Annotated in this window: 8 protein-coding genes; 7 read left to right on the top strand and 1 reads right to left on the bottom strand. The window is 44.5% G+C overall.

What is annotated here, in order from left to right:
• Positions 1-71: 71 nt before the first annotated feature.
• Positions 72-1169 carry a Holliday junction branch migration DNA helicase RuvB gene (gene ruvB / locus QUB25_RS17155; protein ID WP_333184492.1) on the bottom strand — a complete coding sequence of 366 codons (1098 nt, stop codon included), beginning with the start codon at positions 1167-1169 and terminating at the stop codon, positions 72-74.
• A 71-nt stretch (positions 1170-1240) separates the two neighbouring features.
• Between ruvB and QUB25_RS17150 the strand changes: the two genes are divergently transcribed.
• The 7 genes from QUB25_RS17150 to QUB25_RS17120 all read left to right on the top strand — a co-directional run bounded on the left by QUB25_RS17150 (position 1241) and on the right by QUB25_RS17120 (position 14324).
• Positions 1241-1780, top strand: a complete 540-nt coding sequence (locus tag QUB25_RS17150; RefSeq protein WP_333184488.1) for a hypothetical protein — start codon at positions 1241-1243, stop codon at positions 1778-1780.
• 182 nt (positions 1781-1962) lie between these two features.
• Entirely contained in the window at positions 1963-2814 is an 852-nt protein-coding gene (locus QUB25_RS17145) for an ABC transporter permease (RefSeq protein ID WP_333184486.1), read from the top strand.
• 134 nt (positions 2815-2948) lie between these two features.
• Complete coding sequence (locus tag QUB25_RS17140) at positions 2949-4361, top strand: ABC transporter ATP-binding protein (RefSeq protein ID WP_333184484.1); 1413 nt, start codon at positions 2949-2951, stop codon at positions 4359-4361.
• 15 nt (positions 4362-4376) lie between these two features.
• Entirely contained in the window at positions 4377-5876 is a 1500-nt protein-coding gene (locus tag QUB25_RS17135) for a methyltransferase (protein WP_333184481.1), read from the top strand.
• A 48-nt stretch (positions 5877-5924) separates the two neighbouring features.
• A complete protein-coding gene (locus QUB25_RS17130; protein ID WP_333184478.1) occupies positions 5925-11282 on the top strand; it encodes a glycosyltransferase in 5358 nt (1785 codons plus the stop codon).
• Positions 11283-11309: 27 nt separating this feature from the next.
• Positions 11310-12962 (top strand): class I SAM-dependent methyltransferase, encoded by a 1653-nt coding sequence (locus QUB25_RS17125; protein ID WP_333184474.1) that lies wholly within the window; start codon positions 11310-11312, stop codon positions 12960-12962.
• 81 nt (positions 12963-13043) lie between these two features.
• Positions 13044-14324 (top strand): glycosyltransferase family 4 protein, encoded by a 1281-nt coding sequence (locus tag QUB25_RS17120; RefSeq protein WP_333184472.1) that lies wholly within the window; start codon positions 13044-13046, stop codon positions 14322-14324.
• Positions 14325-14367: the final 43 nt, after the last annotated feature.

Below are 14367 nucleotides of genomic sequence, written 5' to 3'. Positions count from 1 at the left end.
CCAAAGTTTGTAGTTGAGATCAAGTCCTAAAGCACAACTACAAACGGAATGGCTGCGTAATTCAGCAATTTCTACTCCTTTGAGCCAATAAAGCCTAAGTGTTTCCAAGCAGCGGCTGTGGCAATTCGGCCCCGACTTGTGCGCTGCAAAAATCCAATTTGCATTAAGTACGGTTCGTATACATCCTCAATTGTTTGAGTGTCTTCTCCTGTGGAAGCTGCAAGAGTTTCTAAGCCAACCGGGCCGCCGTTAAAGTTTTCGATCATTGCTGTCAAAAGACATCGATCAGTCCAATCCAAACCTAGCGGATCGACGTTGAACAATTCGAGGGCAACTGATGCAATTTCGGCATTAATTGGCTTTAAATTTTTGACTTCGCTGTAGTCTCTAACTCGCCGCAGCAAGCGGTTAGCTATCCGGGGGGTTCCGCGAGCTCGGCGCGCAATTTCTGTGGCTCCTTCTGGGGTGATTTGAGTGTCGAGAACTTGGGCACTTCTTTGGACAATTAGACTGAGTTCGTCTATTTCGTAGTAGCGCAATCTTTGGATCAAGCCGAAGCGATCGCGCAAGGGAGATGTCAGCGATCCGACTTTTGTGGTTGCGCCTACTAAGGTAAAGGGTTTGAGGGGAATGCTGCGGATTTTGGCGCTTTTGCCTTGACCGATCGTAATATCTAACCGACAGTCTTCCATCGCCGGATAGAGGATTTCTTCTGTAACTTTAGATAAGCGGTGAATTTCGTCTATAAACAGCACGTCGCCTGCTTTGAGGTTGATCAGCAATCCGACAATATCTCGCGGTTTTTCTAAAGCTGGGGCGGTGGTGATTTTGCATTCAACTTCCATTTCTGCTGCTAGAATTAGCGACATTGTGGTTTTTCCCAACCCTGGAGGCCCGTAGAGTAACAGGTGATCCATAGGTTCGCCGCGAGATTTGGCTGCTGCAATTGCGATCGCCAAAACTTCTCTCAAGTCTTTTTGTCCGATGTATTCAGCTAAACGCTGGGGTCGGATTTTGTCGTCTTGTTTGCTGTTGATTTCGTCGGGTAGTTCTTGCGATTCTAGCAAAGATTCCGCCTGGGGTTTGGCGACTTTTTTGCGACGGGCTGGGGCTATGTCTTCGGGTAGATTTGGGTCGGGGGGGTGTTGTTTGGAGGAGATAATAGCCATATTTATTTGCGATCGGGCAGCGGGAAGTGTTTACAATTGTTAGCAGAATCTTTAAAATTATTGAGTTCGTTATGAGTATTCCATCTTCTTTATTAGCATCGGAAAGCATAACTTTTGAGGGGGCGATCGAGCTGACTCAATCTTTACTGTCGTTCATTGAGGCTAATCGACTTTTACAAGCCGACATCCAGCAAGCTGTTACATCTCTGGTGAAAACACAGAACGGTGCTAGGGGTTTTTTTGTCACCTATCTAACGGACGATCGACAGGAGGCAGATCACCCGTCACCCGGAGTAGTCGAGGCGCTGCGATCGGCTCCTGAGATCGTAGCAGAACTGCTGGTGAAAAATTTGGCGATGTCGGCGGCAATGGCTGTACATCATTCGCGCCAGCAAAAGGAGGAAATGGCGGCCGATTCTGCTAGAGTGCAGGAGCGATCGCGCAATTTAATTCAAATCCTGCAAATGCCAGCCTGTCAAACTATAGCGTCGCAAATGCTAGAAAGTTTGCACAGTGCCAATGGTGAGTATGAAAAATTTTTCCAGCGGTGGGGCTACGACGACGAGCAAAAACTAGCGATCGGTTCGGCAGTTCGATCGGCGATCGGCTAAAATAACCTCCGAAGGAAGGGGAAAGTAGAAAGAAGTAACGAAGCCAAAGCCAGGGTGGCAGATGCTTGATCAAAGCGACGGGGCTGTGGAATAATTGCGGTTTAGCAAAAGCTGCACAATTGTAGCTTGAGTTGATTTAGGTGTGAAGCTAGTGAACGAGGGCGAAAAAATTGCAGAGAACTGTGAAAGGAGTTGCCCAAAAGGCCCGAAGGTTGGGCCGGCGGCGGTCGGCAAGTACGCCCCGGCGGTGGACGAAGCTGAATCTGCTGGCAACATTGGTGCGCCGGGACTTGGAATCTCAATACAAAGGCTCGATTCTGGGCAATTTGTGGCCACTGCTGAATCAGCTATCGCAATTGGTGATTTACACATACGTATTTTCGATCGTCCTCAAGGTAAAGCTCAGCCTTGCAGGCTTCCCAGAAAACAGCGACATTACATTTGGAGTCTGGTTGTTTGCAGGTTTACTGCCTTGGACTGCCTTCACCAGCGGTTTGATCAAGTCGGGAGTATCGGTGGTGGGACAGCCGAATTTAGTGAAAAAAGTGGTATTTCCTCTCGGTTTGCTGCCGCTAGTGCCGATTTTTACAGCTTTTATTGAAAGTTCTCTGGGTTTGGCAGCTTTGATTGTGATAGTAGTAGTGTCGTCGCAAAAGCTCAACGCTACTTTATGCTTGCTGCCGCTGGTGTGGGTGCCTCAGTTGCTGATAACTGCTGGTTTGGGATATTTGACAGCGGGCTTGACTGTATTTTTGCGAGACATTCCTCAGACATTAGGTGTTATTCTGAATTTTTGGTTTTATTTGACGCCGATCGTCTACCCAGCATCAATCATCCCCCAAGAGTGGCGAGCGTGGATATTTTGGCTGAATCCAATGGCCGCCATCTCGGAGGTTTATCGAGACCTCATACTGCTTGGAGAAGTTAAGCATTGGGGCGAATGGGGTGTCGCCACGCTAATTTCTGGTGCTATATTTTGTGGAGGTTTGGCGGTTTATAGGCGTTTGCGTCCCGCTTTTGCTGACGTGCTGTAAATTTGTTGGAGATTTACAGTCAATCTAAAATCTAAAATCTAAAATCTAAAATCGATTGTGCTGTAAATATGTTTGAGATTTGAAGTCAATCTAAAATCTAAAATCTAAAATCTAAAATCGATTGACTGCCGCCAATGACAGAAAATGTAATTTCACTAAAAAATGTTTCCAAATGCTTTAAGCGGTACGATCGTCCAGGAGACCGTTTAAAGGAAATTATTTACCCCAGCAAAAAACTGGCTGACGAATTTTGGGCCCTACACGACATCAATCTGGAAATTCCTCAAGGACAAACTCTGGGAATCGTCGGTCGCAACGGTTCGGGGAAAAGCACTCTCCTGCAAATAATTGTAGGGACGCTGACTCCTACCACAGGAAGCGTCGATGTTAAAGGGCGAGTCTCCGCTTTGTTGGAACTCGGAAGCGGGTTTAACCCGGAATTTACCGGGCGACAAAATGTGTTTTTTAACGCTCAGTTACTGGGATTCAATCAAAAAGAAACTGAAGAAAAATTTGACGATATAGCTGCTTTTGCTGATATTGGCGATTTCATTGAACAGCCAGTCAAAACTTATTCTAGCGGTATGTTTGTCAGGCTAGCTTTTGCCGTTGCGACTAGCGTCGAGCCCGATATTTTGGTGGTTGACGAGGCGCTTTCGGTGGGCGACGAAGCTTTTCAACGCAAGTGTTTTGCCCGCTTGCAAAGCATTCAGGAAGGTGGCGGAACAATTTTATTTGTTTCTCACGCTGCTACTTCTGTGGTGCAACTTTGTACGTCGGCGATTTTAATGGATAGCGGTGAATTGCTGCTCGCTCACACGCCGAAGGTGGTAATTTCTAAGTATCAAAAGCTGATTTACGCCGATCCGGATCAGGTTCAGGGGTTGAAGTCAGATATTCGAGCTCTGAACCAACTAACAAAACAGGAAAGTCAAGACCACCTTCAGGATGCTAATTTAGAAAGCACAAAGAGGGAAGTTAAACCGGAGCAACATCTCTCCAAACCCCAGGAATATTACGATGAATTTTACGATCCGGGGATGATACCGTCGAATACGGTAAGGTATCCGTCTCGCGGAGCGGAAATTATCAACCCCCACATCGAGACGCTGAAGGGAAATGTGGTAAATCACTTGCTCGGTCGTCAAGATTATATTTACACTTACTCTGTCACTTTCTCGCGGTCAACTTCCAAAGTTAGGTTTGGAATGTTGATTAAAACAATTAGCGGTTTTGAGTTGGCGGGTGCTTCTTTGAAGGCTTCTACTCAGTCAGTTAGGTATGTAGAAGCGGGAACGACAATTGTAGTGAAGTTTCATTTTAAATGTTTGCTGAATCCCGGTGTTTATTTTCTGAATGCTGGGGTTGTGGGAACGGTAGATGGAGATTTAACTTATCTGGATCGGTGCGTTGATGTGGCGATGTTTAGAGTTCAGTCTTGTACTGAGTCCTGCGGTAACGGCATCGTTGACTTGCTGATAGAACCGTGTTTAACTGTTGTTAATGCTGATACTCTAGTGAAAGAGCAGTCAACAGAGGTTATCTAAAATTCTGTAAAAACAATGAACGATATCAATTTAGATTTAGTTGAAAATCCCGTAATCAAAGCATTTATTCAAGATCAAACTAAGTTACCTGAAAAATTTAAACTGAATATCTGCCAAGACGATGAAATGTATTTGTTCAGTTTGAACAACGTCAAAGACGATCGCGATCGGGCTTTGGTGCGCTATTATTCGATCGGGCGTCGCATCTTGGATACGGTTAAACAAGTTGTGGAATGGCATTTTGGCAGTTTTGAAAATGTACCGTCTTTTCTAGATTTTGCCTGCGGTTACGGTAGATTTACGCGGTTTTTGATTCAGGAAATGCCGCCGGAACGAATTTGGGTTTCTGATATTTATGCTAACGCTGTCAAGTTTCAAACTGAATACTTGGGCGTCAGCGGTATTGTCTCAACGGGAAAACCAGAAAATTATTTAATTGACCGAAAGTTTGACTGCATTCTGGCTAATTCTTTTTTCAGCCATATGCCGGAAAGAACTTTTACGAGTTGGCTGCAAAACTTGTACAATTTGTTGACTGCTAACGGCATTTTGATGTTTAGCGTTCACGATGAGTGTTTGCGGGCCCCTCATGTAGAAATGCCTGCCCAAGGTATTTTGTTCAGCGCCAACAGCGAAAGCCAGTCTTTAGATAAGGAGGAATACGGCACAACTTATGTAACTGAAAAGTTTGTGAGAGAATGTGTCGAGCGAGTTAGCGGAGGCAAAGCTTTTGTTCACCGCATCAAAAAAGGGATCTGCAGATTTCAGGATTTGTATGTTGTCACAAATGAGCTAGTTAGAGATTTTTCGGAGTTGAAATTCACTCATCACCCGGAAGGATATATTGATGTTGCTGCTTTTACGAATAAGGAAAATTTGTATCTAGAAGGATGGGTAGCTGATGTGAATCTCGACGGTCGAGTTGAGGAGCTGCAAATGCTGGTAAACGGCGAGGTTGTACAGAGGTGCGAACCTTTTTACGATCGCCCGGATGTTGCTGGATATTTTCAAACTGATGGGGCTTTGCAGTCGGGTTGGAGGTGTTATTTACCAAAAAACACCGTGGCGCTGGAGGATGTGTTAATAGTTAAAGCTATCAATAAATACGGGTTGGAATGGATTCTGGAAACTTGCACTGTTAAATCGCTGGTTAACCAAAGGCAATCGCAGTCTTTGTTGGGGTCTACTCAGACAAAACTCAAATTACTCGAAACTCAGTTAGCTTCGGCTAAGATAGAATGGGAGCAAAGCCAAAGTAAGTTAATGATTACTCAAACGAAGTTGGAAGAAACTCAAACTGAATTAGTTTTAGCTCAAACGCAGTTGGAGCAAACTCAAAATCAGTTATTATCTGTGCAAACACAGTTGGAGAAAACAGAAAATCAGCTAATTAATCTCCAGCAAGAACTAGAGCAAGCGAAGTGTCGGGTTTTGGCAATGGAAAGCAGCAAGTTCTGGAAGATCCGAAGCGCGTGGTTTCAAGTCAGGCGGTCCCTGGGCTTAGCGGGAGAGTAGGGATAGCAAGTAATTTGGGTGTGGGAATTAGGGCAAGGGAGAGAAATTGTGAGTACAAATGACAGCAAACCGTCGGTTTTTATTGTTACCGGAATGCACCGTTCCGGTACGTCTTTAACAGCTTCTTTGTTTCAGAAAGTCGGGGTTGATATTGGCAAAAAGTTAGTGGGCCCGGCCGACGGAAATGTGAAAGGTCATTTCGAGAATGTTGATTTTGTGGAGTTTCACAAAAGTGTTTTGCGATCGCACGGTATTGATGAACTCGGATGTACGTTTGAAAAAACGATTCCGGTAGCCGCAGAATACGTAGAAATCGCCAAAAGGGCGATCGACCAAAATCAACAAACTCACAAACATTGGGGTTGGAAAGACCCGCGAACAGCCCTTTTTTGGGATTTTTGGCTGACTTTACTCCCCGAAGCTAATTTTATCTGTGTTTATCGATCGCCCTGGGAAGTAGTCGATTCCCTTTACCGCCGGGGAACCGATGTCAGCTTGCTGCAAAATCCCGAAAAGGCAGTAAAAATGTGGATTCACTACAATCAAAAAGTTTTAGAACTTTACGAACGTTTCCCCCATCGCTGTCTCCTCGCCAACGTTTACCCCATCGGCAACACTCCTGAACTTTTCCTCGATCGAGTCAACGAAAAATTTAATGTTAACTTAGGTGCGATACCGGGCGACAATTTTGAAGAATCTTTATTAGTCAACGATATTGTCAAAAGTCACAGACCGAGTTTAATAGAAAAATATTTTCCAGAAGCATTAGAACTATATGAACTTTTGGAAACCCAAGCTGGCAATCTGAGCAGCGAATCGAAAGATGCGATCGATCAAGTTATTCATTTCCCAGCATCTCCAGTCTGGCCATTTGAAGATTGGCTAAAAATCCGCTTGCTGGAAAAACAGCAAAAAACGAGTTCTTCCGAACTCAAACAGTGGCAAGAACAATTTCACCAGGCACAGGCGAAAGTGTTGGGATTAGAGACAGAATTAGGAGCAACTCAAGTACAGCTTGCAGGCAAAGAATCAAATTTTCAAGAAGCTTTAGCAAAACTCCTCGGATTAGAAACAGAATTAGGACAAACTCAGGTACAGCTTGCAGGCAAAGAATCGCAATTTCAAGAAGCTTTAACAAAAGTCTTAAAATTAGAAGCAGAATTAGGGCAAACTCAGGTACAGCTTGCAGGCAAAGAATCGCAATTTCAAGAAGCGTTAGCGAAACTCCTCGGATTAGAAACAGAATTAGGACAAACTCAGGTACAGCTTGCAGGCAAAGAATCGCAATTTCAAACAGCTTTAGCGAAAGTATTAGAATTAGAATCAGAATTAGGGCAAACTCAGGTACAATTTGAAGAGACTGAATTTCTATTGCAGCAAAAGTTAGCTGAATTACTTCAGTTAGAAACAGCACAAAGTCAAAATCAGGAAAGATTAAAGGATACTCAGGAAAAATTAGAACACTCCCGCCAGGAAAATGAAAATTTTCGGGCAGAACTCGCTCTAATCAAGTCTTCTATAGGGTGGCAAGTGAGAGAAAAGTTAGGGGAAGTTCAGCGCAAAATCCGCGACTTGTTCCCTAAATTTATTTTTTCGTTAGATCAACCCACAACTTGGCAAGTTTGTGATTCTAACCTGCTAATTGTGGGGTGGGTTTTTAACCAAAAAAGAGAGATTGCAGCAGTCCGCGGCAGAATTAAAGACCAGAGTTTTGCAGGCGTTTACGGCATAGATAGAAGTGATATAGCGCTAGCACACTCTAATATTCCGGCTGCGAAGAAATCAGGTTTTACAATTCAATTGGAAGCGCCTGCCGGACGGCACGAAGTGCTACTGGAAGCGCAAGATGATCGAGGTAAATGGCATTTGTTGGCAGCTTATCCGTTGTTAGTTTCAACGATTCAAGCATCGTTAGATGTACCGGTGGTGTGGGAACAGCGTCAGGGCCAAATTTTGTTTGCAGGTTGGTGCTGCCACCACGATCGCAAAATTGCTAAATTAAGCTTGTTGTGCGGCGATACTTCTGTAGAATGCGCCTACGGTTTACGGCGAAAAGATGTCGGCGAAGTGTTTCCCGACTGGGTTAACAGTTCGGAAAGTGGTTTTGAGGCCCTTGTCGATTTGCCGCCAGGGGAATGGCACGTTTCTCTGCAAGCTGAGTTAGAAAGCGGGGAAATTTTGTTTTTTCAAGCGCCTAAAAAATTGACTGTGCGACGCTACCATATTTGGCAACGAAGTGCTGATAAATTTGAGGAGTTATCAAGGTTTACAGCCGCAATCCAGCAGCGGGCGAGGGAAAGAAAACAGCGTCTGGGCAGGATTGTGCCGATGCCTTGGGAAATTGTGAAAGTGATCCGCCAGTTGGGGAAGATTTATCGGCAGCAAAAACAGTTTACTGCGCCGGGAGATTTGCTGCCGCCTGGGGGTTTTGTGGTGCCTCAACCCATTGATAGGTATGACGCTTGGCTGGAGGTGAATCAGTGGAACGATCGCGCGCGCGATTACTTGATTTCTCGGTTAAAATCGTGCCGGGAACCCCTGCCAAAAATTTCGGTAGTAATGCCAGTTTACAACCCGCAGATAGATTTTCTCGAAAGTGCGATCGACAGCGTAATCAATCAAGTTTATCCAAACTGGGAACTCTGCATTGCCGATGATTGCAGCACCGATTTCACTGTTGCTGAAAATTTGAAAGGCTGGGTTCAAAAGGACGATCGTATCCGCATCACATTTCGCACAGAAAACGGCAACATCAGCGCAGCCACCAACAGTGCCGCCGCCCTCGCAACAGGCGACATCATCCTGTTTTTAGACAACGACGACGAACTCACTCCCGACGCATTAGGCGAAGTCGCCCTATATTTTGCCACCCATCCAGCCACCGATTTTCTCTATTCCGACGACGACAAAATTGACACTAAAGGTCGCCGATTCGCCCCGCAATTCAAACCGGAATGGTCGCCGGAACTGCTGCTTTCCTATATGTATCTCGGTCATTTATGTGCCGTGAGAAGACACATTTTTGAACAAATAGGCGGTTTACGGATAGGTTTTGAAGGCTCCCAAGATTACGATTTTGCCTTGAGAGCCACCGAAATTTCTCGCCACGTTGCCCACCTGCCGTTAGTGCTGTATCACTGGCGAACCGCACCCGGTTCTACGGCCATATCTGGGGCCGCGAAACCCGCCAGTTTTTCCGCCGGTCAAAAAGCCATTCAAGATGCACTCAATCGCCGCCAAATTAACGGCAACGTCGCTCAGCACGCATGGGCGATCAAAGAAAATCTGGGCATATTTGCCCAGGATTTCCCGGATAACGGCCCATCAGTAACGATAATTATTCCTACTAAAAATCAGCTAAAGTTGCTGAAAGCCTGTCTGGATTCTCTAGAAACTACAACATACAAAAATTATCAAGTTGCCGTTATCGACAACGAAAGCGACGACCCTAAAACTTTGGAATACTTAAAGGAATTAAAGTGCAAAGTTTTGCCTATAAAAAATCCTGGGGGCAAGTTTAGTTTTGCAGCCATTAACAACCGTGCTGCCGAACAAGTTGACAGCGAATATGTGTTGTTTTTGAACAACGATACAGAAGTAATTAACCCGCGCTGGCTGAGTCAAATGGTGGGATACGCTCAAATTCCCGCTGTGGGTGCAGTCGGCGCGCGGCTGTTATATCCAGACGGCAGAATTCAGCACGCGGGCGTAATTCACGGGCTGCATCACGGTTTGGCGGGTCACGCTTTTAAGCTGATGGACAGCGAAAATCGAGGCTATCTTTCTCAAGCGATGGTAACGCGAAATTACTCTGCGGTAACAGCGGCTTGCATGATTACTCCACGTCAATTGTTCTTAGAATTGGGCGGTTTTGATGAGGAGAATTTTGCTGTTGCTTACAATGATGCAGATTACGGATACCGACTGTTAGAACGGGGTTATCGGTGCGTATATTGTCCCGATGCGGAATTGTTGCACAAAGAGGGAACTTCTAGGGGTTTTACCGACAATCCTCAAGAAGTGGCAGCTTTTAGGCGCAAGTATGCGGGTAAAAATGACAGTTTTTACAGTCCTCACTTGTCTTTAGAAGATGAGTATTTCCATATTCAACCTCGCCGGGTTTTTATGAAGGAAGAAGGTTCGGCAACGGATTTTGTAACGGATGTAACGGATGTAACGGATGTAACCGAGAAGGAAAAACTAAAATTTAATGATTTTGGTTTGTTGGTAGCAGAAGCGGGGAATCTGATTCATCGTGTTAGGGTTTTGATGTGCAGCAATTCGCTGGATTTTACTGGCGCGCCGCTACATCAGTACGAAATTGCAGTGAAATTAGCGGCTGAGGGTGTGATTAAGCCGATCGTACTTTGCGTAACAGACGGGCCCCTACGTCAAGCTTACGAACAGCAGGGAATTGAAGTAATTGTTCGTGACAATCCTCTCGAACACATCTATCAGCGCGATGCTTATGATGAAGCCATCCGCAGTTTTAGCAAAGAAATTAGAAGTTTAAAAGTAGATGCAATTTATGCCAATACTTTAGAAAACTTTTTTGTAGTTGATGCGGCGCGGCAAATCGGAACTCCTACAGTGTGGAACGTGCACGAAAGCGAACCTTGGCAAACTTATTTTAACAGGTTTGGTTCGGAGATTGCGGCGAGAGCTTTAGAGTGTTTTCGCTTTCCTTACAAAGTTATTTTTGTGGCAGATGCAACGCGGGACAGGTATTTGCCTCTCAACAGCCACCACAATTTTACGGTGATTCACAACGGTTTAGATTTGAGTAAACTGGAAAATTCGGATCACTCTGAATTAGCTAGAAAAACTTTAGGTGTTGCAGCGGAAGATGTGGTAATTTTGCTGCTGGGAACGGTATGCGAACGCAAAGGACAGCAGGATTTAGTTAAGGCACTTTCTCTTTTACCTGACAAATGGCACAATAAAATTAGATGTTTTATTGTGGGCGATCGTCCGAGTATTTACAGCAATAAATTAGCCGATTTGGTGCAGAAATTGCCGAAAGAGTTGCGGCAAAGGGTGACTGTCGTCCCAGAAACTGGGGAGACGGGAAAATACTACAAAGCGGCTGATATTTTTGTTTGCACTTCTCGCGTCGAAAGTTTCCCAAGAGTGATTTTGGAGGCGATGACCTGCGATTTGCCAATTGTTACATCGCCGGTTTTTGGGATTAAAGAACAAGTGCGGCCGGGAATTAATGGTTTGTTTTATACGCCCGATCGCCCGGACGAATTAGTTGCAGCTTTGATTAGTTTATTGGAGGATAAATCATTACGGCAGCAGTTAGCTGAAAACGCTAAATATGTGTTAAAGTCATTGAATACTTTTGAAGAAATGACTCAAGCTTACGGTCAAATTTTTCGCGAAGCTTATTTAACTAAAAAGTAACCGTTCAAGATTAAGGCGTTAAAAAGTATGGATTCAAATTTCGAGTCTATGGAAGATAAATCCTTTGATATATTAACAGCTAAGAATTATTGGGAGAATAATCCAACTGCCGCAATTGCGAAGCAAGGCTACTGGTTGTCTAATCCAATTATTGAAAAAGCTATAAACCATCGGTTGTCAGGTGGTCAGACTAATGATTATTGGCTACAGTGGTTAGTCAAAAATTATTTCAAAAATCGACGGTTCGATCGTCTTTTGTCTATTGGTTGCGGTGTGGGGAATCACGAGATTGCGATGGCTAAATTAGGATTAGTTACTCAAATTGATGCCTTTGACTTTTCTGAAAGTTCTTTAGAAATTGCTAGAAAAGATGCCGCAGCAGCGGGAGTAGAGATTAATTTTTATCAAGATGACTTTAATTTGTTTACGATTGATGATAATAAAAAATACGATCTAGTTTTTTGCTCTGGTTCGCTGCATCACGTCAGAGAACTAGAACGATGTTTATCAATTATTCGGAAATGTTTAAAACCCGAGGGATATTTTATTGTAAATGAATATATAGGAGATTGCTACAATATATACAATCAAAATCAAGTAAATTTGATTAATAGCATTTACAAATGTTTTCACTACACGCTACGATCGGGAACAACTGAAATATTTGCTAGTCCAAGTATTGAGAGAGTATTGGCGAAAGACCCTTCAGAAGCAGTTCGGTCAAAGCTGATACTTCCGTTTTTAGAATTCTACTTTGATGTGGAAGTCTTGAATTCAGCCGGTGGGGGGTTGCTTCACGAACTTTACCCTTTGTTAGATCACTATCAACTTTCAGACGGAGAACCCAAGAGTGAAACGATCATCAAGTTATTGCTTGAGATTGAACAAATCTTAATGGCTGTGTCCGGAGGACTATCAAGCGATTTTTGTTTATGTATTCTGAGACAGAAAAAACCAAAAACAATGGAAATAATACCGCCTAAAATAGACTACGAAGGGGCTTGGGACAGCTACGCCCAAGAATGGAAAGACAATAATCCTGAACTCGCTTATTTGGGCGATGAATGGGTGGGGAAAGGTGCCGGTGCCGCTAACTCCCTAGCAGAATACGAAGCGCTGATAGAACAGCAATTTATTGCACCGTACATCAAAAAAGAACATACGGTTTTAGAAATCGGTATCGGCGGGGGAAAAACTGGTTCGCTGCTGCTGAAATATTGCGATCAACTAATTTGTGCCGACATTTCCAGTCAAATGCTGCAAGCGGCCCGATCGCGCTTGGGAACCGATCGCGTTTCTTACGTCAAACTCGACGGTTTAACATTAGACGGCATCGCTCCAGATTCAGCCGATGTCTGCTTTTGTTACGATACAATGGTACACGTAGAGCCGGTAGATATATTTAACTACCTGACTCGAATTCCCAAACTGCTGCGGGGCGCTCGAATTTGCGTCTTTCACCATGGGAATATTCTCAGCGAATTAGGGTGGCAAAAATTCGCCAGCGAGTGGGACAAAAACCTGCTCGGACGCAGAGACGGCACTGCATTTTCAGTTATGACTGATACAATTATGGAAAAATTTCTCCATCATTTAAACTATGAAATCATTCTGAAAAATACATCTTCAGTACCGCGAGATTGTGTCTGGATATGCAAAGCGCCAACCCCCAATGAATAAAATCAAAGCTTTTTAGCCGCCTCACAATATTTTCTTCCAACTAACAACAGTCAACCGTCAACAGTCAACAGACAACTGACAATGAAAGCATTATTTCTCCATCCCAACTTCCCCGCCCAATACCGCCACATTATCACGGCTTTAGGCGCAGATCCGAAAAATCAAATTGTTTTCGGCACTAAAAACGAGCGCCCAGAGTGGAACATTCCCGGCGTTCGCAAAGCAGCATTTACCCCCAGCCGGGAACCCCACGCGCAGACTCACCAATACGTTCGCCCTTTAGAAAGTGCCGTCATATACGGACAAGCCGTATTTAGAATGGCAGAACAACTCAAAGCAGACGGTTTCGTACCCGATATTATCTGCGGACATTCCGGTTGGGGGCCGACATTGTTTGTCAAAGAAGCTTTTCCAAATACGCCGCTTTTGTGCTATTTCGAGTGGTTTTATCATGCTATTGGTTCCGACGCAGATTTCGACCCAGCGGAACCTTTAACAGTTGACGATATGGCCAGAATTAGAATCAAAAATGCGCCGATTCTGATCGATTTATATTCTTGCGATTGGGGTTTATCACCAACTTATTGGCAGCGATCGCAATTTCCGCCAGAATTACAACAAAAATTATCCACACTCCACGACGGTGTAGATACCGATTACTTCAAACCTGACCCCGGTGCTAAACTGGTTTTGCCTAACTTAGACTTGTCTGGCGTTGATGAAATTGTCACCTACGTATCGCGGGGAATGGAACCTTACCGGGGTTTTCCCGAATTCATTGAGTCGATCGCCTATGTTCAAGAACGCCGCCCCAACTGTCACGTCGTAATCGTTGGTTCCGAAAGAGTTTGTTATGGGCGTTCTTTACCCAACGGCGAGTCTTACAAAGACTATATGCTCAAAAAAGTACCCCTAGATTTGTCGCGAGTTCACTTTGTCGGGCCGCTACCTTACGGACTGTATTTAAAAGTAATTCAAGCATCCGACGTACACGTTTATTTGACCAGACCTTTTGTGTTGTCTTGGTCTATGATTGAATCTCTATCAACCGGATGTTTAGTAATCGGTTCCGACACAGGGCCAGTCAGAGAAGTTATCCGCGACGGAGAAAACGGTTTGCTAGTCGATTACTTCTCACCGAAACAAGTAGCCGATCGCATTGATGAAGTTTTAGACCATCCTACCCGCATGGCAGAAATTCGCATCAAAGCCCGTCAAACTGCCCTAGAACGCTACAGTTTAACTAAAATGCTGCCGCAACATTTACAACTAATTGAGCAAGTAGCAAATCGTTCCATGCCGCCTACAGTTGGTATGGAACCAGAACGGGAATTAGCAGCATCTTTTGCAGTAAGAATGTAGCAATGTTGGTCAGGACTAAACCCCTGGTCACAAGCTCTCCTGT

The sequence above is a fragment of the Microcoleus sp. B3-D7 genome (assembly GCF_036705305.1).
Lineage (GTDB): Bacteria > Cyanobacteriota > Cyanobacteriia > Cyanobacteriales > Microcoleaceae > Microcoleus.
The sequence above is the reverse complement of the archived record's forward strand: the minus strand, read 5'-3'. Positions and strand labels throughout refer to the sequence as shown.